Annotated in this window: 22 protein-coding genes; 14 read left to right on the top strand and 8 right to left on the bottom strand. The window is 61.2% G+C overall.

From position 1 onward, the window contains the following. Positions 1-135: 135 nt before the first annotated feature. The 3 genes from KY459_09495 to KY459_09485 all read right to left on the bottom strand — a co-directional run bounded on the left by KY459_09495 (position 136) and on the right by KY459_09485 (position 4367). Entirely contained in the window at positions 136-1587 is a 1452-nt protein-coding gene (locus KY459_09495) for a hypothetical protein (GenBank protein MBW3564945.1), read from the bottom strand. Between the two features lie 266 nt (positions 1588-1853). Next, complete coding sequence (locus KY459_09490; protein ID MBW3564944.1) at positions 1854-3596, bottom strand: VCBS repeat-containing protein; 1743 nt, start codon at positions 3594-3596, stop codon at positions 1854-1856. A 36-nt stretch (positions 3597-3632) separates the two neighbouring features. Then, positions 3633-4367, bottom strand: coding sequence for an ABC transporter permease (locus KY459_09485; protein ID MBW3564943.1), 735 nt, complete (start codon positions 4365-4367; stop codon positions 3633-3635). 101 nt (positions 4368-4468) lie between these two features. On the opposite strand from KY459_09485, the gene KY459_09480 reads away from it, so the two are divergent. The 8 genes from KY459_09480 to KY459_09445 all read left to right on the top strand — a co-directional run bounded on the left by KY459_09480 (position 4469) and on the right by KY459_09445 (position 11770). Further along, on the top strand, positions 4469-4816 hold the full coding sequence (locus KY459_09480; protein MBW3564942.1) for a helix-turn-helix domain-containing protein: 348 nt from the start codon (positions 4469-4471) through the stop codon (positions 4814-4816). 1 nt (position 4817) lies between these two features. Continuing rightward, entirely contained in the window at positions 4818-5684 is an 867-nt protein-coding gene (locus tag KY459_09475; GenBank protein MBW3564941.1) for a tetratricopeptide repeat protein, read from the top strand. Beyond that, positions 5684-6757 (top strand): hypothetical protein, encoded by a 1074-nt coding sequence (locus KY459_09470; protein MBW3564940.1) that lies wholly within the window; start codon positions 5684-5686, stop codon positions 6755-6757. The genes KY459_09475 and KY459_09470 overlap by 1 nt, the downstream gene beginning before the upstream one ends. 19 nt (positions 6758-6776) lie before the next feature. Next, positions 6777-8507 (top strand): HD domain-containing protein, encoded by a 1731-nt coding sequence (locus tag KY459_09465; protein ID MBW3564939.1) that lies wholly within the window; start codon positions 6777-6779, stop codon positions 8505-8507. Further along, positions 8507-8866, top strand: coding sequence for a hypothetical protein (locus KY459_09460; GenBank protein ID MBW3564938.1), 360 nt, complete (start codon positions 8507-8509; stop codon positions 8864-8866). The genes KY459_09465 and KY459_09460 overlap by 1 nt, the downstream gene beginning before the upstream one ends. Continuing rightward, complete coding sequence (locus KY459_09455; protein ID MBW3564937.1) at positions 8863-9666, top strand: alpha/beta hydrolase; 804 nt, start codon at positions 8863-8865, stop codon at positions 9664-9666. Before KY459_09460 ends, KY459_09455 begins: the two co-directional genes overlap by 4 nt. Before the next feature lie 235 nt (positions 9667-9901). Further along, positions 9902-10057: a YHS domain-containing protein gene (locus tag KY459_09450; protein ID MBW3564936.1), complete on the top strand. Its 156-nt coding sequence runs from the start codon at positions 9902-9904 to the stop codon at positions 10055-10057. Positions 10058-10066: 9 nt separating this feature from the next. Further along, complete coding sequence (locus KY459_09445) at positions 10067-11770, top strand: FAD-dependent oxidoreductase (protein ID MBW3564935.1); 1704 nt, start codon at positions 10067-10069, stop codon at positions 11768-11770. 150 nt (positions 11771-11920) lie between these two features. Here the strand turns inward: KY459_09445 and KY459_09440 are convergent, their stop codons facing one another. The 5 genes from KY459_09440 to ubiA form a co-directional block, all read right to left on the bottom strand. Further along, entirely contained in the window at positions 11921-12304 is a 384-nt protein-coding gene (locus KY459_09440; protein ID MBW3564934.1) for an aspartate 1-decarboxylase, read from the bottom strand. Continuing rightward, entirely contained in the window at positions 12304-13164 is an 861-nt protein-coding gene (gene panC, locus KY459_09435; protein ID MBW3564933.1) for a pantoate--beta-alanine ligase, read from the bottom strand. Before panC ends, KY459_09440 begins: the two co-directional genes overlap by 1 nt. Next, positions 13164-14018 (bottom strand): 3-methyl-2-oxobutanoate hydroxymethyltransferase, encoded by an 855-nt coding sequence (panB, locus tag KY459_09430; GenBank protein MBW3564932.1) that lies wholly within the window; start codon positions 14016-14018, stop codon positions 13164-13166. The genes panC and panB overlap by 1 nt, the downstream gene beginning before the upstream one ends. A gap of 104 nt (positions 14019-14122) precedes the next feature. Beyond that, entirely contained in the window at positions 14123-14770 is a 648-nt protein-coding gene (locus KY459_09425) for a deoxynucleoside kinase (GenBank protein MBW3564931.1), read from the bottom strand. A 19-nt stretch (positions 14771-14789) separates the two neighbouring features. Beyond that, complete coding sequence (ubiA, locus tag KY459_09420) at positions 14790-15629, bottom strand: putative 4-hydroxybenzoate polyprenyltransferase (protein MBW3564930.1); 840 nt, start codon at positions 15627-15629, stop codon at positions 14790-14792. A gap of 101 nt (positions 15630-15730) precedes the next feature. On the opposite strand from ubiA, the gene KY459_09415 reads away from it, so the two are divergent. Genes KY459_09415 through KY459_09390 form a run of 6 tightly spaced genes read left to right on the top strand, consistent with a single transcriptional unit; the run spans position 15731 to position 22204 of the window. Beyond that, on the top strand, positions 15731-16987 hold the full coding sequence (locus KY459_09415; GenBank protein ID MBW3564929.1) for an insulinase family protein: 1257 nt from the start codon (positions 15731-15733) through the stop codon (positions 16985-16987). Next, positions 16984-18369 carry an insulinase family protein gene (locus KY459_09410; GenBank protein MBW3564928.1) on the top strand — a complete coding sequence of 462 codons (1386 nt, stop codon included), beginning with the start codon at positions 16984-16986 and terminating at the stop codon, positions 18367-18369. The genes KY459_09415 and KY459_09410 overlap by 4 nt, the downstream gene beginning before the upstream one ends. A gap of 13 nt (positions 18370-18382) precedes the next feature. Then, complete coding sequence (gene gap / locus KY459_09405) at positions 18383-19393, top strand: type I glyceraldehyde-3-phosphate dehydrogenase (protein ID MBW3564927.1); 1011 nt, start codon at positions 18383-18385, stop codon at positions 19391-19393. Beyond that, a complete protein-coding gene (locus tag KY459_09400; GenBank protein ID MBW3564926.1) occupies positions 19390-20580 on the top strand; it encodes a phosphoglycerate kinase in 1191 nt (396 codons plus the stop codon). The genes gap and KY459_09400 overlap by 4 nt, the downstream gene beginning before the upstream one ends. 2 nt (positions 20581-20582) lie before the next feature. Next, positions 20583-21149 carry a class IV adenylate cyclase gene (cyaB, locus tag KY459_09395; protein ID MBW3564925.1) on the top strand — a complete coding sequence of 189 codons (567 nt, stop codon included), beginning with the start codon at positions 20583-20585 and terminating at the stop codon, positions 21147-21149. Continuing rightward, entirely contained in the window at positions 21146-22204 is a 1059-nt protein-coding gene (locus tag KY459_09390) for an NDP-sugar synthase (protein ID MBW3564924.1), read from the top strand. The genes cyaB and KY459_09390 overlap by 4 nt, the downstream gene beginning before the upstream one ends. Positions 22205-22246 lie beyond the last annotated feature (42 nt).

The following is a 22246-nucleotide window of genomic DNA, read 5'->3' as shown; positions in this document are numbered from 1 at the left end:
GGAACTTGCAAGCATCCGTTCACCAGAAACATTCCAGCGCCCGCAGATGAATCGGGCGGGCTGGTCGTGAGACCCGCCCGCCCGAATCGTGCTGGCTACTTCAGTCCGTCAGACCAGATAGGTCCAGCGGCTCAATCAAAACAAGCCTTCATTGTCGTTCTCTGCGGGTCCGATCGGATTTGTTCCATCCGTCGAGGTGACACCCGGGTTCGGCGAGCAACCGTTGCCGAGCCACGCTGCGTCGTAGTCGACCGAGTAACGACCGTCGGCCGTGATGTTGATGGTGACCCAGTTCGACGTGATGTTGCGTCCCGGCTGCTCGGCGTGATTGAGGTTCATGTACGTCCAACCACCAGGATCCGTCGATGCAGTCGTGTCCGCGGGGAATCTCGAGCCATCCGAGGCGAACGAGCCGGTCTCTGGGAACGATACGCCGGCTTCAACCGGGCAGGGCGAGAATGTGCAGACGCCCGTTGCGCCGATGTTCGGGTTCTCCGATTCGTCGAACCGAACAATCTCGGTCAGCGGAACCACTGCGTTCTGCGAGGCAGCCTGAGCTCCCGTGCAGGTCGGTGCACCCTGAGTCACACCTTCACGCCAGATCCGGTAGTCGGTGTCGGCGCCGAGAACGTCCTCGACGTACCGAGCGGCCCACAGTCCGGGCAGCGGCTGACGACGGTCGGCACGCTCGCCACCGGACTCGGCGACAGTCGTGTAACGATCGTAGAAGGTGTAGGGGAAGGTGACGTCCGCGTCAACCACCGGAGTGAGCGTTCCTTCCGGAATGGCGCGGATGTGGACCATCGTGTTACCACCAGCGAAGTTGCCGGTAGCAGCGTCGGGTCCGATGTGGAAGTAGTCACCGATCAGCACGTTGTCGTGCGCGATGTCGCCCGTGGGCGAGTAGTACGTCGGATCGGTCGGCAGCGTGGTCGAGCACGTCCGTGCGACGTCCACGGTCACGTAACCGACGGCATTTTCGTGCGCGCCACCGACGACGCAACCGGTCGGGATGTTCTGCGCGTTGGTGAAATTGTAGGGCTGGCCCGTGAGCGCGTCGCGAACTTCAGCCGCGAGTCCCTCAGGAATGTTTCCGCCCTGGTTCAGACAGTCGGTCGAGACCGAGCCGAAGAACGCCGGGTTGGCCGTATTCAGCGCCGAGCGAGGTCCGCTGTCCGCCGCGGTGATCGAACCGCTTCCGTTCCGATCGATCGACGTCTCCGGAACGAATCCACGCGTGATCACGTCGTACATGCTGAGCGACTGAACGTCGTAACCGGTGAGGAAGATGTTGAAGTCGAGCACCGGAACGGACCAGTCGGTCCAGACCGTGATGTGCGCGACCTGCGGAAGACGCGAAACGTTGGTGATGGTGAAAAACGTGTTCGGCTCGACGTTGCTGTCCGGACCGAGACCGACTTCGAAGTACGGCAGAAGCAGGGTCGCGGCCGGCGTGACGCCGATGTCGCACGAGTCGTCATTTAGGGTCGTACCCGCGCCGATGGAATTCGGGAAGCGCGACTGCTGTGCAAACGCGCCTACCGACACCAGAGCGAGGATCGCGACCAGTATCGAAACTTTTCTCATTTGGTTGTGTCTCCTACACATGTTTGTATTGAGTTCTACTTCTCTTTCAGAGTGAAACTGCTCATCGTCCCCGAACGATAGAACCACCTCCCTGTCCCATATTTTCACTTTGCATACGTGAGTCTTTTACGCGATTTCTCGCCTAAACTTAAGTCCAAATATCCCGAATGTCAATACCCGCCGCCGATTTTTATGCGACAGCACCATAAAACCTCGGCGTGTTTCGCCATTATATCCAGATCCTCCCCGAGAGCAAGCGTCCATTTTCAGGGAGTCCTGTTCAACCATACACGGATCGCGCCATCCTTGTCCGCCAACGACCTCCCCGAGTCCTCGAACATCATCAGGATATCCGGTCGGCCGTCCCCGTCGAAGTCGGCGACGGTCAGATCGTACGCGGTGTTCTCCGGAACTTCCCATCCCTCGACGACCGCATCAGAAAAGCCGCCCCGGCCATCGCCCATCAGAATCCCCGCGACGCGCGGACGCGTCCGGGAGTACGCGACGTCGATGTTCCCGTCACCATCGAAGTCCGCTGCGGCCATCGCATTCATCGAGTGTCTGTCGGCCCACGTGACGATGCGTTCCCGGACCGATTCGTCGCCGCTGATGGCGACGTAGTCGATGCCGGCGACCTCCCGGAACTCAGGATGCTCGACCTCGAGCGGATGGACCTCCGCGGGAAACGTTCGCGCGTAGGAGACCAGCGCTTCGTCTCCGGGGCGCGCACGATCGAAGTCTCCGACGGCGAGAGCGCCGATGTACGAATACCACGGAAAAAATCCCCGCCCGAAAACCTCCCACCCGGTACCACTCCCGTCGCCGAGCCAGACGACGTCGGTGCCGTGGTAGTAGATGCTGGAGGTGATGATGTCGACATTGCCGTCGCCGTCGAGGTCGCCGAGCTTCATCCAGTCGCCGCCGAGAAGACGTCCGGGCTCACCGACCTCGAATTGCTTCCAGCTCCTCGCCCGTCCCTCATTGAAGAAAATTCGGAGCTTGCTCCCCTGGATGGACGTCGGGGACAACGGCGTGGGGCCCTCGGTCAGCGCCACCAGATCGAGATCGCCATCTCCGTCCATGTCGGCGACGTTGACGCGGCGGGTCGGGAAGCTCTGCTTCGGGAGCCCTCCGCTCGACTCGGTGAAGTTGCCCTTCGAATCGCCCAGCCACACGGCGAGTCCATTGAGGTGGACGCCGAACACGATGTCCTGATGACCGTCCTGGTCAACGTCGGCGACCACGGCCGATCCGTAGTCGAGGCGTCTCGGGTAACGGGCCTCCGCCCAGCCACGCCATCCGCCCCGGCCGTCGCCGAGAAAGATCGCGGGCACACCCGACGGAGTTCCGCGCTCGGGCGGAGCGACGATATCGAGATGACCGTCCCCGTTCAGGTCGCCCACACCCGGCGAGTTTCGCCATGAACCATCCTGTGGAAGCCCGCTGGACGACTCGACGAAGCGGATCACTTCGGTCGACTCTGGCGGACTCACCCGAACGAATTCCTTCTTGAGAGTCTCGAATTCTTCGATCGCTTCAGGCGAGAGATCGCGGAGATGGTAGACGTCCGGATCGTACTGGAAGGGATCGCGAGTCTCTCGGACACGCCGGAACACCCAGACGTACTCCTCATTGTCGTCGTAGATCTCCCCTGCAGCCGATACGTGTTGAAATGGTCGAAGGACCCCGACGGGATTGGCTCTGAAGACCGCGGTCTTCTTGTCGAATTTTTCGATCTTCCAGGCAGCGCCGTGCCTTTCCCAGATCCGTTCCGGATCGGGATCGAAGCCGGGGTCCTCATCGAGACCGAGTTTCTCGAGCCGCTCGGCGCGGGTCATGCTCGCCTTATACTCGGCCCACTCTGCCCGGGCGAGCGCTTCGGCGTCATTGGATGAAAGCGGAAGATCCCTGGAGACTTCGGCTGCCGGATCGGTGGCTGTATGGCTGCAGCCGATCGCCGTGAAGACGATCAGCACGGCCGGAATCACGAGATTGTGCGGACGAAACATTTTCAGGAAACACTCCATGGTTTGGAATTTGGCGGTTCAGAGAAGATCGGCCAGCGTCGGTTGCGCACGCCGGAAAAACTTCAGTCCGGCGAAGAACAGCCCGGCCGAAACCACCAACAGGAATACGATCGAGAGTGCGTCGGGTAACGGAGCTCCGGTCAGAGCACTCCGGAACAAACCGAGCAGGGGGGTCATCGGATTCCATCGGAACCAATTCTCGTACTCGCTCGGGACCTCGTAAAAGATGGGGCTGAGGAACAGCCCGAGCGTCAGCGCGAAGCCGATCACCTGGGAGACGTCGCGGAAGAGGACGTTCAGGACCGACAGAATCCAGCCGAGCCCGATCTGCAGTTGTGCCTGGAGCAGGAGCGCGAATGGAAGGAGCCAGAGACCGCTCAGATCCCCGCCCCGAAACGCCATATAGATGATGAACAGCCCGAATCCGATGCATTCGAAGATGAGCGCCGTCACGTTCGGGACGATCACGAGGACATCGCTCCGGAAGGTGAGCTTCCGGATCATCGCGCCGTTTTCGACGATGGCCGTCATGCCCCGGGTGATGCCGTCGGCGAAGCCCATCCAGGCGAGCAGCCCGGAGATCAGAAATGGAACGTAGTCCGGATCGCTGGTGTCCCCCCTCGTGAAGATTTTTGTGAAGACGAACCAGTAGCAGAGCACCATCAGGAGGGGTTGCAGGACGGCCCAGGCGAACCCGAGGGCGGAGCCGGTGAAACGAAGGCGGAAATCGCGCCGTACGAGGGCCCTCAGCACGTGCAAACTTCCGGCAAGGTTCCCCACTCTATCCTTGACAATCATATGATAGGACGCCTAAATTAGAGCGTTGGCCGGGAGTTTATCCCGTTGAGGCATACATGTCGAAGAACGCACCCGCACAGGTCGAGCTCGTCGGCCGTAAGATACGACAACTTCGTCGTCAGCGGAAGCTGACCCAGGTCGAGCTGTCCCAGAAGATCGGGATCTGCCAGTCGGATCTTTCGAGGATGGAGCAGGGGGAGTACAAGGTCGGACTCGACACGCTGCTGAGAATCCTCCAGACGTTCAACATGGGGATCGGGGAATTCTTCGAGGAGCAGCCGGACAAGGATCTGGCGCTCGACAAGTTCCGCATGCTGAGCCGCGATGCCCAGAAGGAAGTCCAGAGTTTCATCGAGTTCAAGCACCGCCAGCAGACCGGAGTCGATGGGGATGGGGAGGAGTGAGGTGAATCGATTCGAGGAGCACAGAAGTGAAGGACTCGCCAGACAGCGCGCGAACGAACATGATGCAGCGCTCGCAGCGTTCGACCTGGCTCACAGGCAGGCACCGGACGAATCGTCGAAGACCCTGGTGTCGATCAACAAGGCATTCTCCCTGATCCAGCTGGGGGAGATCGGTGCACCCGAGGTGAAGGCACTTCCCTCAATCGTGCTCCGCCGTCAGAATGACGAGCATGTGGCTCAGGCGGCCTATTGGCTCGCGCTCCGCTTCCGCACGGAGGGCAACATCGAGCGAGCGCGCAGCTACGCCGCAATCGCTCTCGAATCGTCGGCCGTCGCAGGCCGCGAAGACTGGCGTGTACCGGCGCTCAACGAGCTGGCCAACCTCGAGATGCTCGACTCGGAGTTCGAGGCTGCTTCCGCTCACTACCGCGAGCTTCTCGCGATCACGCCTGAGGAAAATCTTTTCCAGCGATACTTTCTGCTGCAGAACCTCGGTTACACCGAGATCGTCGGCGGAAATCCGAAGGCGGGGATCCCGCTCCTTCACGAGGCGATCGCGCTCGCCCGCGGAGAGGAAGCCGAGGGCTGGGTCGCCGAATCCTATGTCGACCTCTGTCTCGGGTACCTCGACATCGGTGAGCCCGCGACCGCCGTGCGATGGGGAATGCTCGGGCTGGAGTCGACCTCCGAGGACCGGCTGCTGCGAAACGCCCACTACCTTCTCGGAGAGGCGAATGTGCATCTCGGCAACTATGAGAAAGCGGAGGAACACTTCGATCATCTCTGCAGCTGGTATCCGGAGTTTCCGCAGCTGAAGAATCTGCTGTATGCGCTCGACCTGAGAAAGGTGATCAACTGGAAACTGTGATGCGCCGGCTCGCTCTCATCGCAATCGTCATCGGCCTGGTCGGATGGTCGCTCCCCTCTTTCGGAGGGCTGAGAGACAACGTGGCCGTGACACCCGAGGGCGTGGTTTACTCGGTCGACCTGGAGATCGTCGATCCCGACTCGATCCCCGTCAAAACGATCCTGAACCTGACGACCCAGAAAGGCGCCGAGGTGACGGTCGAACCGATCCCCGCCACGCTCGACGGCAGCCTGCACGTTCTTCCCGCGATCGCGTGGGACTACGAGACCGATACCGTATTCGTCTTCTGGCTCAACATCCGCTCGCTTGTCTCGACCGAGCTGCTCTTCACATCGAAGAGCAGTGAGGGGTGGAGCGAGGCGACGAGCATCGAGGGAGGAGTGTTTCATTATCGGGAGAACCTCCGAATCACGACGACTCACTCGACGACCGTTTTCGATGAAGACGGCAATCCGGGCGAACAGGTACCAGGGCTTCGCGTTCATGCGGTCTGGTGGGACGACGACGGCTCGAGGTCCGAAGCGCATTATGCGCAGCTGACGATCCTGGATGGCGCCGTTGCCGCAATCGAGACGGCGGCGTTGATCGACATCGTCCCGCCGCAATCGGAGAGCTTTCTCGGAGACGAGAATCTGAGCAGTCATGCGCTGCGCCATCCGAGTGTCCAGACGGCCCCGGACGGCGCTTCAGTGCGCATCGTATTCGGTGACCACACGGCTCAGGCGCTTCGTACGATCGACATCATCCCGGTCGCGAACGGAGTTCTCACGATTCCGATCGGCGTGCGGCCCGCGCCGGATCTGCCGGACATGATCCCGGCTCCGCTCTTCAGCGCGAACTACTCAATCCGTTCCGATTTCATTTTCGGATCCGGACCGAATGACATCATCGCCTGGACGCTCGACCCCGATGGCACGCTCATCCGGTTCCGCCGGTGGAATGGCGAGAGCTGGAGCAGCGAGTCGATTCTGCATCTCAACGAGCGTTTCACGGCCGACATCGCGATCGAAGGTCTGTACAACCTGATCCGGCAGACCAGGCCGCACGGCCTCCTGACGATTCCGATCGGTTGATCGCGAATATAATCGTCGCATGGCAGGAACGGTCGGACTCGCGCGCCCGCGACTTCTCTGGACTCTCCTCGGCGCTCTGATTCTCGTCGCCGTCATCCCGCTGGTCGTTTCCCACTATTTTCTGACTGGAATCAATCGCCAATCGCTCGAGACCCTGGAGAGCAAGTACCTGACGCGCTCCGCGGTCGGGATCGCCAACGACATCAACAATTTCACATCGGGCGAGCTCGACCGGCTCCGAACGATCGCTGCCGGAATCAACGCGACGGCAACGACACTTCCCGCCGACGCCGACCCCTTCGCTCACGCCGCCTCGGAGGGGACGATCTCGAACTATCTCGGTTCGGGCGCGCTCGCGCTTTGGCTGGTCAACCGTGAGGGAAGAGGCGCGACCGCCCAACCCCCCGACATTTCCGACGAGGCGCTGCAGGCCATGAACGCCGGAGTCCGCTCGGCCATCGCAGGCGAGCCCTACATGGGTCACTTTCTCTACCTTCAACAGGTCAACCGGCCGGCAATGGTGATCGCCGTGCCGGTGACCAACACCCGGGGCGAGACGATCGGAGCGGTGGTCGAGCTCGCTGATCTGAGTCCGATCGCGGCGCGACTCGAGGAGGAGGAATCGGCCGAAGCGACTGCTTTCGTCGTGAATGCCGAAGGGCAGGTGCTCATGCACAGTGAGCCCGCGGTCGCGCTGCGACAGCCCGACCTCTCGGGAGTCGGCGTGGTCGCCGAGTTCACTAGGCAACCGATGCGCCTCACCCGGACCTACGACCGAGAGATCACGGGAAAGACCATCGAAGTGCTCGGCACCGTGGCTCCCGTTCAAACCGTCGACTGGGGCGTCGTAGTCGAGCGTGAAACCTCACTCGCATTCACCTCGGTCGACAGCATGAAGGCAGCAACGGTCAACTGGGTGATCGGGGCGGCGCTTCTCGCATCAATCGTCGGTGTGCTTTTCGCGACGTCGATCTCGAAACCGATTCGCGCTCTGGCAACACGATCGAAGGAGATCGCCGCCGGAAACTACTCCCAGCGGGTCGATGTGAAAGGCAGTGCCGAGGTCGCCGATCTCGGTCAGAGCTTCAACACGATGTCGGCCGAGATTCAGAAAGCAGTCGAAGGACTGAAGAAGGCCGCTCACGAGAATCATCTCCTCTTCATCAACTCGGTCCGCATGCTCGCCGCGGCAATCGACGCGAAGGATACGTATACCAGAGGCCACTCCGAGCGCGTCGCCCGTTATTCTCTGGCCATCGGACGTCGCATGAATCTCGGCCAGAAGGAACTTTCGGATCTCCGGGTTGGCGCGCTCCTCCACGACGTCGGCAAGATCGGCATCGACGACCGCATTCTTCGCAAGCCGGGTGCCCTCACCGAGGAGGAGTTCGAGGTGATGAAGACCCACCCGAAAAAGGGAGAGTTCATCATGGCGGGCGTTCCGCAACTCATGGACATGATTCCCGGGATGAAGTACCACCACGAACGATGGGAGGGCGGCGGTTATCCGGAAGGTCTCAAAGGAGAAGACATTCCACTCCAGGCGCGAATCGTCTCGGTCGCCGACACCTTCGACGCGATGACGACCAACCGCCCCTACCAGAAAGCAATGGCACTCGAATACGTTCTGGAGAAGATCCGGAGCTTCGCGAACACCCGGTTCGACCCGAACGTCGTGGAAGCATTTCTCGGTGCGTCGGAAGCCGGAGACATCGTTCCCGAGGATTACGACGGCATCGGCGCGAACTGATGACGTTCGAATCGACACTCAACTCCCTTCTCGACGGGATCGACGGCGCCGTCGGAGCGATGTTCCTCGACTGGGATGGTGAAGCAGTTCAGATCGTCGGCGAGCCGCCGCGATACGATCTGCATCTGGTGGGCGCCTATCAGGGAATCTTTCTTCACCAGTTCCGCCGAATGGTCTCGAAGGGCAACCTCGGCGAGCTTCGGCTTTTCAAGGTCGGATTCGAAGACTCCGTCTTCTACAACTGTTCGCTTGCGGACGGCTACTTTCTTTCGATCGTCACGGAGCCGGGAGCGCTCGAAGGCCTGGTGTGGGAGCGCCTCAAAGCGTGTCGGGACGTGCTGAACAGGGAGATCGTGTGAGTTTCATCACCATCGATCAGCGAAAGCTGCACTACTTCCAGCAAGGCGCTGGAAAGACGGTCCTCTGGATTCACGGGTTTCCACTGACAGGCGAGATGTGGAAGTGGCAGCTCGATCTCCCCGGTGTTCTCCACCTCCTTCCCGATCTCGCCGGATTCGGCCAGTCGGATGCGTTTCCCGACCCGGCGGAGCCGTCGATGGCACGCTACGGGAGCGACCTGCTCGCGCTCCTGGATGAGCTCGAGATCGGGTCTGCAATTCTGGCGGGATGCTCGATGGGAGGGTACGTGGCGTTCGACATTCTTCGCTCCGCGCCGGAACGTGTCGACGCGGTCATCCTCGCCAATACGAGGGAGACGGAGGATTCTCCGTCGAGCCGTAACGCACGAGCCGAAACGATCCGCGCAACCGAGGAAGCAGGCGATGTTTCGGATCTCGCCAACGACATGATTCCGAAGCTCCTCGGGCCGGGATCGCAGTCCGACCAGTCGATGATCGAGCTCGTTTCGGGGATGATTCAGGCCTCGTCGATCGCGGGGGTCGTGTTTGCGCTCGGAGCCATGGCCCGGAGACCGGACTCTTCGGATGTGCTGCGATCATTCTCGAAACCCGCCCTGATTCTTGCAGGGGAGCATGATCAGCTGATTCCGAGGGAGGATGCGGAACGGATGGCTCATCTCCTCCCTCAGGCGAAACTGACGGTCATTCCGGGAACCGGTCACCTCCCGGCAATCGAGGAACCGGCTCTATTCAACGATGCGATATCCGAATTCATCTCCGATCATGACCTTTCGAACTGACATCACGATTCTGACTCTGCTCGTCCTTCTGGTAGCGGGCTGTGACGCGGAAACGACGGTGGAGGCCACCGAGGTCAGGACGCTCGAGAATACCCCGACGGAGCTCCGCCCCGTCAGCGAGGTCGAAACCCTTGCGTTCGACTCATCGACCGTCGAGAAACGGGATCGCCGGGGCAACACCGAGCCCGATCCGTACCGCTTTACCGAGAATCTACCCTTCTCTCCCCTCATCGCCATGGATCCGGTGAACGGGGAAAAGATTCAGATTCGCCGGGAGACCCCGATCGCCGAGTATGACGACAGGATCTATTACTTCGGCTCGGAAGCCAATCGGCGCACGTTCCTCGCCAACCCGGAGGAGTACACGAAGGGTGCTTTTGCCAGATACTGAGCCGTACGGATGAGCCGTCTGCGCAATCGCTCCCACCATCAGGTGCTCGTACTCGGCACCGGGATCTCGGGACTCACGGTCGCCTTTTCCCTCGCCCGAGCAGGGGTGCAGGTACTGCTCGTCACGAAGACGAGCGATCCTGCGGATTGCAACACCTTCTGGGCCCAGGGGGGTGTGATCTATCGGGGGGAATCGGACAGCACCCGCAAGCTCGTCGACGACATTCTCGACGCGGGCGGGGGTCTATGCAACGAGTCGGCCGTCCGATTTCTGGCGGAGGAAGGACCCGACGTCGTCAAGAGAATCCTCATCGACGAGATCGGCGTCCCATTCGCGCACAATGACGAGGGTGAGCTCGATCTGACGAGAGAGGGGGCTCACTCGGTTCCGCGGATCATTCACGCGGCGGACGCCACCGGGAGGGCAATCGAGATCGCGATGCTGAACCGCGTGAAGTCGGAGAAGAACATCCGGCTGGTCACCGATTTCACCGCCATCGATCTCCTGACCACGCATCATCACCCCAGCGACATCCAGATTCGATACCGGTTGGAGAACGAATGTGCAGGAGCGTACCTCCTCGACAACCGAACCCACGAGGTCTATACGGTGTTTTCCGACTTCACGGTTCTCGCAACCGGTGGGCTCGGCAGGCTCTATCTCCATACGACGAACACTCGGAGCTCGGTCGGAGACGGCATCGTCATGGCGTTCCGGGCGGGCGCGACGATCATGAACTCCGAGTTCATACAGTTTCACCCGACGGCCCTGGCGATCAAGAGGGCGAATCATTTTCTGATCTCTGAATCGCTTCGAGGCGAGGGCGCTCGCCTGATGAACCAGCGGGGCGAGTACTTCATGGATCGGTACTCTCCGCTGCGCGACCTGGCGCCGCGCGATGTCGTGACCCGCGCGATCGTCGAAGAGATGACGGTTAATCACGACGATTTCGTGTTCCTCGACCTGGCGAGGTTTTACGAGGGTGAAGAGTCGATCGCGGAACGATTTCCGACGATTCACAAGGAATGCGCCGAGCTCGGGATCAATATCGAGGAGGATCCGATCCCGGTCGTCCCTGCGGCGCACTATTTCTGCGGCGGCGTACTGGTCGACAACTTCGGCCAGACCACCCTGCCTCGGCTTTATGCGATCGGCGAGACCGCCTGCTCCGGCCTTCACGGAGCCAACCGCCTTGCTTCGACGTCCCTGCTCGAAGGGCTCACGTGGGGCTTCTTTGCGGCTCAATCCATCCGTTCGAGACTGACCGGACCCGTCGAGCGGACAATGTCGAAATCGAAACGCCCTCAGCGGCTCGAGGCGAGAGCCTCCGCCGCCGTCCGGCGTGCCCGCTCCTCGCGCCCTCCAGGCGCCGGCCCTCTCGAGCGGTCCATGTACAACTCGATGCCCGACTGGGTACAGCCGCAAGGCGAGTCGCTCGAGGATCCAGCCCTGATTCTGCAGGACTGGACGACGCTGCAGAACACGATGTGGAACTACGTCGGAATCATTCGTTCCGGCGAGCGGCTCGAACGGGCAATGGCTGACATCCAGCATCTCGGGGATCGTCTGGCGAAGTTCTATCGCGAGACCTCGATCACGCGCGAGATTCTCGAGCTCTTTCACGGACAGCGAGCCGCCGCAATCGTGGCGGCTGCCGCGATCCGGAATCCGACCTCACGCGGCGCTCACTACCGGAAGGATTCGACCGGCTGACGGAAGCGCAGGCCCGAATTCAGCGTCAGGAAAGGCAGGGCGTGAGTCGGCCGCGGGACGCGAGCGGCGACACGTCCGACAGGTCCGACACGTCTGATGTTTCCGGGCTTTCAACCTGACCCCTGATCCCTGATTCCTGACCCCTGTTTTTCAGACGGCAATCGTTTGAGGTTTTTCGGCCTGTTTGACCGTGTGGATGCGGTTCGCTTCGTCAACGAACACCAGCTTCGGCTGATGGTTCAGCATCTGACCCTCGTGCAGCCACGCGTAACACGCGATGATCACCTTGTCGCCGGGCGATGCGAGGTGAGCGGCGGCTCCGTTGACCCCGATGGTGCCCGACCCCTCTGCTCCTTCGATCACATAGGTTGCGAACCGCTCCCCGTTGGTCACGTTGTAGATCTCGACTCTCTCGTAGGGGAGCAGATCAGCAGCATTCATCAGGTGCCGATCAATCGTGATCGATCCCTCATAGTCGACATCCGCGTGCGTCACCGTCGCACGATGGATCTTGCTTCGAAGAAATGACCGCATCATGAAATTCCTGAATTCAATTGCCGTTCCGCCGGCATGTTGTCGATCAGCCGCACTTCGTCGACCCGGACAGCACCGACGAGCAGCAGGTCGCTTCGGTCTGTCGGGGATTCGAATGTCTCCGGATCGACCACTCTCAGATACTCGACCTCCGCACCCCCGCTCTCGGCCAGCGTTCGCATCCCGTTCTCGACGTCTTCCTCGGAAGCACCCTGCTCGAGAAGGCTGCGGCCATGGCGGAGAGCTCGGAAGAGGGAGAGCGACCTCGCTCTCGATTCCGAGCTCAGTCTGACGTTTCGCGATGACATCGCCAGACCGTCGTCGTCACGAACAGTCGGGATCGTCTCGATCCGAACGGGAAAATCGAGATCCCGGACGAGTCGTCTGACGACCGCACACTGCTGCGCATCCTTTTCACCGAAGAACGCGACATCGGGGCTGACGATGTTGAAGAGTTTCGTCACCACGGTCGCCACGCCATCGAAATGACCCGGACGGAGCTCGCCCTCGAGCGGCACCGCCACCCCTTCGACGGACACGCGCGTCACGAATCCCGGGGGATAGATCGTCGCGCCATCCGGAAGGAAGACCAGGTCGACCTTTCGTTCATCGAGCATCCGGCAATCCCGCGCCTCGTCGCGTGGATACGCCTCGAGATCGCCGGCATCACCGAACTGCCGGGGATTGACGAAAATCGAGATCACCACGAAGGCCTGCGTCTCCCTGCGAGCCGCATCGACCAGCGCGAGATGGCCCTCGTGCAGGTAGCCCATGGTCGGCACGAAGGCGATCGTTTTCCCTTCCTTCCGGGCCGCATCGACCGCCTTCCGCACGGCTTCGATCGTGGTCGCCTTCTCCATCAGCCTTCCCGCCCCGCGTAAAGCGCGCCCATCCCGGCCTCTGCAGACACATGGAACGACTCGGTGAGCTCATCGGGGAAGTTTCCCTCTCGGACATCCGAGACGTAGCGGCTGAGGGCATCCCCAATGGCGTTGCCGATCTCAGCATATCTTCGAACGAATTTCGGCTGATGGCCGTCGTAAAGTCCGAGAAGGTCGTGGAAGACGAGGACCTGACCATCGCACGCCGGACCGGCGCCGATGCCGATGGTCGGTATCGATACCGACGCGGTGATGAGCTCGGCGAGCTCGGTCGGAACACATTCGAGAACGAGCGAGAAGCAGCCCGCTTCGTCGAGAGCCTTCGCTTCGTCGACGAGCTTCCGGGCCTGCGCCTCCCCCTTTCCCTGAACTTTGAATCCCCCCATCGCCATGACCGACTGGGGGGTCAGACCGACATGGCCCATGACGGGAATCTCGGCGTCGAGAATGGCACGAACGGCTTCGATGCGCGAAGGTCGTCCCCCTTCGATCTTGACCCCGCGAGCACCCGCTCGAATGAAGCGGGCGGCGTTCTCGACGGCCTCATCGGGAGACGTGTGATACGACATCCACGGCATGTCACCCACCAGAAGGGCGTGCTCGACTCCCCTTGCGACGGCGGCGGTGTGGTGAATCATCGTGTCCATCGTGACCGAGAGGGTGTCGGGATAACCGAGAATGACCATTCCGAGCGAATCGCCAACCAGGATGATGTCGGCCCCGGAACGGTCCACGAGCCTCGCGCTCGGATAGTCGTAGGCCGTCAGCATGGCGATGGGACGAACGCCCTTCATCGCCCTGACGTCGGGCGCGCTGACCGTTTTTCCACTCATCCGGCTCCCTCCTTCATCAAACACCTGAAGTCGGGACGGAAACCGGCCGACCGCATCACGATCGCGGTCCGGTGCAGCGGCTCTCTTCCGTCTCGGTCCGACGCTCAGGATCCAAGCGGTACGTAATACTTCGTCCCCTTCGTCACCTGTCGAATCTGATCGACGAGGTCTTCGAAATGGGCATCGTCGTGAACAAAGTCGATCTCAGATGTATTCACCACCAGGAGGGGCGTACCCGCGTAGTGGTAGAAATAGTGAGCGTAGGCCTCGCTGACTTCCTGAACGTAGGCCGTGGTGACTGATTTCTCGTAGTCTTTCCCCCGTTTTCGGAGCCGCTTGATCAGGGTGTCGATGTTTCCCTGGAGATAGATCACCAGGTCGGGCACCGGGACCTGCTCGGCCAGTACGTCGAAAAGCTTGTTGTAGATCAGGAGCTCGGAGTCGTCGAGCGTGAGATAGGCGTAAATCTTGTCCTTCTGGAAGGAGTAATCAGCAACGACGAGATCGGAAAAGAGATCCCGCTGCGCGATCTTCCGCTGCTGGTCGTACCGGGAGAGGAGAAAAAAGAGCTGGCACTGGAACGCCGCTCCCTTCTTGTCCTTGTAGAACTCCGGAAGGAAAGGATTGTCGACGTCCTCGAGCACCCGGGTCCCCCGGAATCGCTCGGCCAGCCTCTTGACCAGGGATGTCTTTCCGGCTCCGATCGGCCCTTCGACGGCGATATATCGAAATGGCAGAGGAGAGTCGCTCATCACCGGGGGTCGACGGCTCTCAAAGCTGTCCGCCGGCGCCGCGGAGAATATCACACGCCCCCGCGACGAAAACGATGATCGAAAGGATCCCGTTGGCCGTGAAAAACGCCGTGTCGATCTTCGACAGATCATCGGGAGACACCAGCGACTGCTGCCAGATCAGGAGAGCGGCAGCTGCCCCCACACCGGCGTAGTAGATCCAGCCGAGCTCTGCTGCGATTCCGAAAGCCACGAGAAGCCCCACGGTCGCGGTATGCAGCACCCGCGAGAGGGCGAGGGCTCTCCCGACGCCGAGCCGGGAGGGGAGAGAATGCAGCCCCTCGCTCCGGTCGAATTCGACGTCCTGCATCGAATAGAGAATGTCGAATCCTGCGGTCCAGCAAAGGACGGCCCCCGCCAGGAACCAGATCTCGTGCTCGAAACGACCGGTCACGGCGATCGCAGCGCCCACCGGGGCGACCGCCAGAGCCAATCCCAGGACGAGATGGCTCCAGCTCGTAAACCGCTTGGTATAGGAATATCCGAGGATGATGGCGAGAGCAACCGGAGCGAGGAGGAAGGCGAGCCGATTGAGATTCCAGGCCGCGACGAGGAAAAGGCCCGAAGAGGCGATCGCGAAGAGCGCAACGAAGCGTCTGCTCACGAGGCCGGCGGGGAGGGCCCGCCCTCGAGTCCGTGGATTGCGGCCGTCGATCTCGGCGTCGACCAGCCGGTTGAACGCCATCGCGGCCGACCGTGCCCCCACCATCGCGACCAGAATCCAGATGATCGTTCGCCAATCCGGAATCCCCCAGGCGGCCGCCACGGCCGCAAGGAAGGCGAACGGGAGGGCAAAAATCGTATGTTGGATCTTGATCATCTCCAGGGTTACGATTGCGGACCGGATCACGGCGACATTCTAAGTGTTCTGTACGGGCGATTCGATACGGGCACGGGATTTGGCCACCTCCGGAATCTTCCATGCTTGAGATCGAGCGCTATTCGCTGCCGAACGGGCTGAGCGTCTGCCTGAATCGGGATCAGACCGCACCACTGGTCGCCGTCAACCTCTGGTATCACGTCGGATCGAAGGACGAGGTGCCTGGAAAAACCGGGTTTGCGCATCTCTTCGAGCACATGCTTTTCTCCGGCTCGCTGCACGTAGGCAACAACGAGCACTTTCGCTACATCCAGTCCGTCGGCGGCAATCTCAACGGGAGCACCTTTTTCGATCGGACAAACTATTACGAGACCCTTCCGTCGCATTACCTCGCACTCGCACTCTGGCTCGAATCCGATCGGATGGGCTGGTTCGTTCCGGCCCTGACGCAGGAAAAACTCGACGTTCAGAAAAATGTCGTCAAGGAGGAAAGGCGTCTCCGCTACGACAACGCTCCCTACGGAACCTGGCTCGAGGAGCTTCTCGCACTCGCGTACCGGCACGACTTTCCGTACAGCTGGCCGACCATCGGATCGATGGATGACATCGAGGCGGCCACACTCGACGACGTGCGGGAGTTCTTTCTCGACTGGTATGGACCGCAGAATGCCGTTCTGACGATTGCTGGCGATTTCGACTTCGGTGAGGCACGAGAGCTGGTCGAAGCGTACTTCGCCGAGATTCCGGGACGACAGAGCCCATCGAGACCTTCATTCGACCCAGCCCGAGGAGAGCCGGACGCCCGGAAAATCATCCGCGCAAACGTTCACTCTCCGAGGCTCTTTCGCCTCTACCACCTTCCGCCGATGGGCGACGCCGGATGGATCGGGGCAGAGTTTCTCGCGACGCTTTTCGCGTCCGGAAAGTCGAGCCGCCTCGTTCGAAGTCTCACACTCGAGTCCCGGATCGCGCAGGACGTTGGGCTTTTCGTTCTCCCCACCGAGGTGACGGGGATGCTCCTCCTGACGTCCACACCTCGCGACGGCGTGACGCTCGACGAGCTCGAGGACGCCATCGACGAGGAACTTCGAAGGGTGGGGGACGGGATCTCCCGGGACGAGGAACGCCGAGTGCAAAGCCAGCTGCGAGTCGATCACGCGAGACAGATCGAATCCCTCGAGTCGCGTGCCGACGCAATCGGGCTCATGCAGACCTTTTTCGGCGATCCCGACCTGATCAATCTCTGGCCCGAGCGATATGACGCCCTGGACGCGGACGAGCTCGTCGGCCTCGCGCAACGGATCTTTTCTCCCGGAAATCGCGTCACCGTCGGATTCGAGCCGGAGCAGAAGCGATGACCGGAACGACAAAGAGCTGGCGGACCACGGCACCCGAACCTCGTACGGCGAGGCCGTGGGACCTACCCGAAATCTCGGTCGTGACGCTCGAGAGCGGAATCCGGATCGTCTCCGCGTCACACGGAGCGGCGCCGATTGACGCCGTCCGAGTCGTGGTGCGCGCGGGATCGGACCATGATCCGGAGGGACTCGAAGGTCTCGCGGGGATGACGGCCAGCCTTCTGGATGAAGGTGCCGGCGGGCAGTCGGGTGCCGATCTCGATCACCAGCTCGGGTTGCTCGGAGCTTCGATCGATGCGGGAGCCGACTGGGATTCTTCGCAGATTCACCTCGATGTGTTGGCGGAGAATCTCGATCCGGCAATGACGATCCTCCGACAGGTGACGTGCGAGCCGAACTTCGATCCGGACGATCTCGAGCGCGTTCGGGAAGAACGGATCACGATGATTCACCAGTCGCTGGACGACCCGGCCCACGTCGCGAGCCGATTCTTCTCCCGATTCGTCTATGGTCCCGGCCGTTACGGAACGCCCGCGATCGGGACTGAAGGATCGCTTCGCTCGATCGGCCGGGAAACACTCGAAGAGTTTCACGCGGACTATTACGTTCCCGCCAACATTTCAGTCGTTGCCGTCGGCGCGAGCGCGGGCGAGCGCCTTCATCAGGCAACCGAGAGGGCCTTCGCCGGATGGAAACCTTCGACGACGGGCCCCGCCGTGTCGTTGCAGCCCGGTCCGGTTCCCTCCGGCTTCATTCACGTCATCGACCGGCCGGGTTCGGTGCAGTCGGAGATCCGCGTCGGTCACCCCGGGGTCAGCCGCCGCACCGAAGACTATTTTCCTCTGCTGGTGATGAACGGAATTCTGGGCGATGCCTTCAATTCGCGAATCATGATCAACCTGCGCGAACGGCACGGCTGGACCTACGGAGCTCAATCGTCGTTTCTTTTTCGCCGTCATGCGGGGCCGTTCGTGGTCTCGACCGCCGTGAGAAACGACGTGACCGCTCCCGCGGTGAGCGAGCTCCTCTCCGAGATCGGAACGATGCGAAACTCGCAGGTCTCGCCGGAAGAGCTGGAGCATGCGAAGAGTTACATCGCAGGAAGCTTCCCTTCGACTGTCGAGACCGCCGGGGGGCTGGCGGTGCAGTTGCAGGAAGTGGAGCTCTACGAGCTGCCTCGGGATTTTCTCCGCACGTATCGCGAGCGGATCATGGAAGTGACCCGGGAAGACGTCGAGAGGGTGGCCCGGAAGTACCTCGATCCCGATGGATCGGTCATCGTCATCGTCGGTGCTGGTAGTGAACTCGCAGAAGCCGTGAAGCAATTGGGCCGGCCGGTCCGGAATTATCAACTCGACGGAACGCCGCTGGAAGAAAGCTGAGGAGCTGGAAGAAATGCTACGTGTCGGAATCAACGGATTTGGTCGAATCGGAAGAAACATCCTTCGCGCCGTGCTCGAAAAGGAGGATCAGTTCGAGATCGTCGCGGTCAACGATCTGTCCGACTCGGACGTGCTTGCGTACATGCTCAAGTACGACTCGATCCACGGGGTGCTCCGGCATGAAGTCAGCCACACCGAGGATTCGATCCTGGTGGACGGGCACTCGATCCGGATTCATTCGAGCCCGGATCCCGCCGAGATTCCGTGGGGCGACGACGGAGTCGACCTCGTCATCGAGTCCACCGGCCGGTTTACCTCCAAGGAAAAGGCGTCGGCACACATCCGGGATGGGGTCACTCACGTGGTGGTCTCCGCTCCCTCCAAGGATGCCGACCTCACGGTCTGTCTCGGAGTGAACGAGAGTGAGCTCGATCTCGACCGCCATGTGGTCATTTCGAACGCGTCGTGCACGACGAACTGTCTCGCTCCTCTGGCCAGGATCTTCCACGAAGCCTGGACAATCGAGCAGGGCCTGATGACGACGGTCCATTCCTACACGAACGATCAGCGGATCCTCGACCTCCCCCACCAGAAGGATTTCAGAAGAGGCCGAGCCGCCGCGCTGTCGATCATTCCGACGACGACCGGTGCAGCCAAAGCGGTCGGCGTCGTCCTGCCCGAGCTCGAGGGAAAGCTCGACGGGATCTCGGTACGCGTTCCGACACCGAATGTCTCCCTCATCGATTTCACGTTCGTCACGGAAAAACCGACCAGCGCCGAGGAAATCAACGAGCTGGTCCGTTCGAAGTCTGCCGGCGAGCTCGAAGGAATTCTCTCTTTCAGCGACGAAGAGCTCGTTTCGGTCGATTTCAATCACACGACTCATTCTTCGATCGTCGACACCGTATTCACGCGGTCCATCAGTCCTACGATGCACAAGGTTCTCTCCTGGTACGACAACGAGTTCGGTTACTCGAGCCGGATGGTGGACCTGGTGGCTCTCATCGGGAGAAAGCTCGGGTGAAGCTGCCGAGGTCCGTCGAGCACCTCGACGTCGAAGGCAGCAGAGTCTTTCTGCGCGCGGATCTGAATGTTCCGATGGCCGATGGCTCAATCACCGACGCCACCAGAATCGACGCGACCATTCCGACGATTCGCCACCTCCTCGAGCGGAATGCGGCGGTGATCCTCGCCAGCCACCTCGGCCGGCCAAAGGGCGCGCCCGATCCACAATATTCGCTCGGGCCGGTCCGCGATGCACTCGCCGAGAAAATCGGGACGAAGGTATTGTTCGCCGATGATTGCGTCGGGGCGTCGGCGAAGGAGCAATCCGGGAATCTGAAGGGCGGAGAATTGCTGCTGCTCGAAAATCTCCGCTTCCACGATGGAGAGGAGCAAAACGATTCGGATTTCGCGCGCGAGCTGGCCGGCCTGGCCGGCCTCTACGTCAACGATGCCTTCGGCGCGAGTCACCGGGCTCACGCCTCGATCGACGCGCTCCCGCGCATCCTCGGGTCCCGGAATTCCGCCGCGGGGCTTCTTCTCCTGCGCGAGCTGGAGTATCTCGGGAAGGTCATCGACGTCGGGGAAGAGGCGCGCCCCTTCGTTGCCCTTCTCGGAGGAGCAAAGATCAAAGGGAAGATCGAGCCTCTCGAGGCTCTCGCTGCCAAAGCCGATACGCTGCTCATCGGCGGCGGAATGGCAAATACTTTTCTCGCCGCGAAGGGCGTGAAGATGGGCCGGTCTCTGGTCGATCGGGACTCGATCGACTTTGCCGGGGAGCTTCTCGAAAGGTTCGATTCGAAAATCGTTCTACCGAAAGATCTGATTGTCTCAATGTCGGTCGACGAGCCCTCGCAGATGCGCGAGATCCGGGTCGAGGAGGGCGTCGACGACGAGCTCATGGCCGTCGACATCGGATCCGCGACCTCGAGCGAGTACGGACTTCGCCTCGCCGGTGCCGGTACGATCTTCTGGAACGGGCCAATGGGAGTCTTCGAGGTCCCTGAGTTCGCAAAAGGGACCTTCGCGGCAGCTGAAGCCGTTGCGGGATCCGACGCCGTTTCCATCGTCGGAGGCGGCGAGTCTGTCGAAGCGGTCGGAGCCGCCGGAGTGGCCTCCCGGATCTCCCACATCTCGACAGGAGGCGGAGCGTCGCTCGAGCTGATCTCGGGTGCCGTTCTCCCGGGCGTGGCGGCACTGACCGACTGATCATGCCGAGAGAGATCGAAGCAAAGTTCCCCCTGTTCGACCGCAAGGTCATCACCGAGAAACTTCTCAACGCCGGGGCCGAGCGCCTCTATCCGGAGACCTTCGAGGACAACATCATTCTCGACCGGAGGGGAGAGCTGAAGACGCGGGGAGCGCTTCTCCGGATCAGAAAATTCGGCCGCTACGTCCTGGTCACATCCAAAGGTCCCGTTACGTTTACGGGCGGCGTCAAGACCCGTGATGAAGTGCAGACCGGGATCGAAAGCTTCGAGTCCGCCATCGCTCTGTTCGAGATGCTCGGCTACAAGCCGGTCTTCCGCTATCAGAAGATGCGTGAGGTCTGGAGACTCGATCAGGCGGAGATCGTCCTCGACCATACCCCGATCGGCGACTATCTCGAGATCGAGGGTCAGACGGACGTCATCGAGAGGATCGCCGGGATTCTGGGACTTCGAATGGAAGACGCAATCCGGATGAGCTACGCGGAGCTATACCGCCAACAGCGGCGAGTCCGCTCGGACCTGACCGAGAACATGGTGTTCAGTCCCGAGGAGATGCCCTCCCCGTGAAGGGGATGATTCTCGCCGCGGGTTTCGGCACGCGATTCCGACCGATTACCTGGTCGGTACCCAAGCCGGTGATCCCGGTCTGCAACCTCCCGCTGATCGGATGGGCAACCGATTCCATGATCGCCTCCGGGATCGGGGAAATCGTCGTCAATCTTCATCATCTGCCCGAGCCCATCGAGAGATGGCTGTCCGAATTCACACGAGGTCGCGCCGAGATCCGCTACTCGTACGAGGAACGAATTCTCGGGACGGGGGGCGGGGTCCGGAAAGTGCGATCCTTTTTCGAAGGCGACGAAAGCTTCGTACTGATGAACGGAGATACGATCCAGTTCCCGCCCTTCGACGACCTGGTCGCGGCTCAGCAGAATGCCGGTTCGCTCGCGGCACTTCTGCTTCGCCATCCCCCCGTTGGCGAGTCCTTCACCCGCGTCTGGTACGCCGACGGCCTCATCAATCATTTCGGAAGTGATGGAAATGGCGAGCCGCTCATGTTCGCCGGCGCTCATGCGATGTCGAACCGAATTTTCGAGCGCCTGCCGGATCGCGATTTTTCCGGGCTGACCGAGGACGTCTACATTCCGGTACTGCAGACGAAGGAGGAGGTTCTGGCCGGGGTCGTTCACGACGGGATCTGGTTCGACGTCGGAACGCCGCAGCGCTACATGGAAGCCACCGCCGGACTTCTTTCGGCGATGCATCGCGGTGAGATCGCGGTCACACCGCGATGCAGGTTGCAGCAGGAGGACTCGCTCGTCCACGAGACGGCCCGGGCCGCCGGCATCACTTCGAAGAGCGTGATCGGCGCAGGATGCTCGATCGATTCGAGCGCCTCATTGAGCGAAGCGGTCGTGTGGGAGGACTGCCTTGTACCGGCTGGATGTCACGTCAAAGCGAGCATTCTCTCGCATGGGGTTCATCTGCCGGAAAGTGCCGCCGTCGAGAATGTCCTTGTTGCGCATCGGACCGGTGCGGAGGAAACCGAAGATCACACGCATATCAGGGACCAGTGGCTGATCCGGGCGATCGACCCGGACGCTCCCTGGCGATTCGGCTGATTTCGACCATCGAAAGAGGAGCGGCACGGGCCGAACTCTTGC

Source organism: Acidobacteriota bacterium (assembly GCA_019347945.1).
Lineage (GTDB): Bacteria > Acidobacteriota > Thermoanaerobaculia > Gp7-AA8 > JAHWKK01 > JAHWKK01.
This window is presented reverse-complemented; position numbering and strand designations above follow the sequence as displayed.

Bases quoted from the DNA above. Each gene is read 5' to 3' on its own strand.
- KY459_09480 (MBW3564942.1), top strand. From the start codon at position 4,469: ATGTCGAAGAACGCACCCGCACAGGTCGAGCTCGTCGGCCGTAAGATA.
- KY459_09450 (MBW3564936.1), top strand. From the start codon at position 9,902: ATGGATCCGGTGAACGGGGAAAAGATTCAGATTCGCCGGGAGACCCCG.
- panB (MBW3564932.1), bottom strand. From the start codon at position 14,018: ATGAGTGGAAAAACGGTCAGCGCGCCCGACGTCAGGGCGATGAAGGGC.
- ubiA (MBW3564930.1), bottom strand. From the start codon at position 15,629: ATGATCAAGATCCAACATACGATTTTTGCCCTCCCGTTCGCCTTCCTT.
- KY459_09410 (MBW3564928.1), top strand. From the start codon at position 16,984: ATGACCGGAACGACAAAGAGCTGGCGGACCACGGCACCCGAACCTCGT.
- KY459_09460 (MBW3564938.1), top strand. From the start codon at position 8,507: ATGACGTTCGAATCGACACTCAACTCCCTTCTCGACGGGATCGACGGC.
- KY459_09415 (MBW3564929.1), top strand. From the start codon at position 15,731: ATGCTTGAGATCGAGCGCTATTCGCTGCCGAACGGGCTGAGCGTCTGC.
- gap (MBW3564927.1), top strand. From the start codon at position 18,383: ATGCTACGTGTCGGAATCAACGGATTTGGTCGAATCGGAAGAAACATC.
- KY459_09425 (MBW3564931.1), bottom strand. From the start codon at position 14,770: ATGAGCGACTCTCCTCTGCCATTTCGATATATCGCCGTCGAAGGGCCG.
- KY459_09445 (MBW3564935.1), top strand. From the start codon at position 10,067: ATGAGCCGTCTGCGCAATCGCTCCCACCATCAGGTGCTCGTACTCGGC.
- KY459_09440 (MBW3564934.1), bottom strand. From the start codon at position 12,304: ATGCGGTCATTTCTTCGAAGCAAGATCCATCGTGCGACGGTGACGCAC.
- KY459_09495 (MBW3564945.1), bottom strand. From the start codon at position 1,587: ATGAGAAAAGTTTCGATACTGGTCGCGATCCTCGCTCTGGTGTCGGTA.
- panC (MBW3564933.1), bottom strand. From the start codon at position 13,164: ATGGAGAAGGCGACCACGATCGAAGCCGTGCGGAAGGCGGTCGATGCG.
- KY459_09490 (MBW3564944.1), bottom strand. From the start codon at position 3,596: ATGTTTCGTCCGCACAATCTCGTGATTCCGGCCGTGCTGATCGTCTTC.
- KY459_09470 (MBW3564940.1), top strand. From the start codon at position 5,684: ATGCGCCGGCTCGCTCTCATCGCAATCGTCATCGGCCTGGTCGGATGG.
- KY459_09465 (MBW3564939.1), top strand. From the start codon at position 6,777: ATGGCAGGAACGGTCGGACTCGCGCGCCCGCGACTTCTCTGGACTCTC.
- cyaB (MBW3564925.1), top strand. From the start codon at position 20,583: ATGCCGAGAGAGATCGAAGCAAAGTTCCCCCTGTTCGACCGCAAGGTC.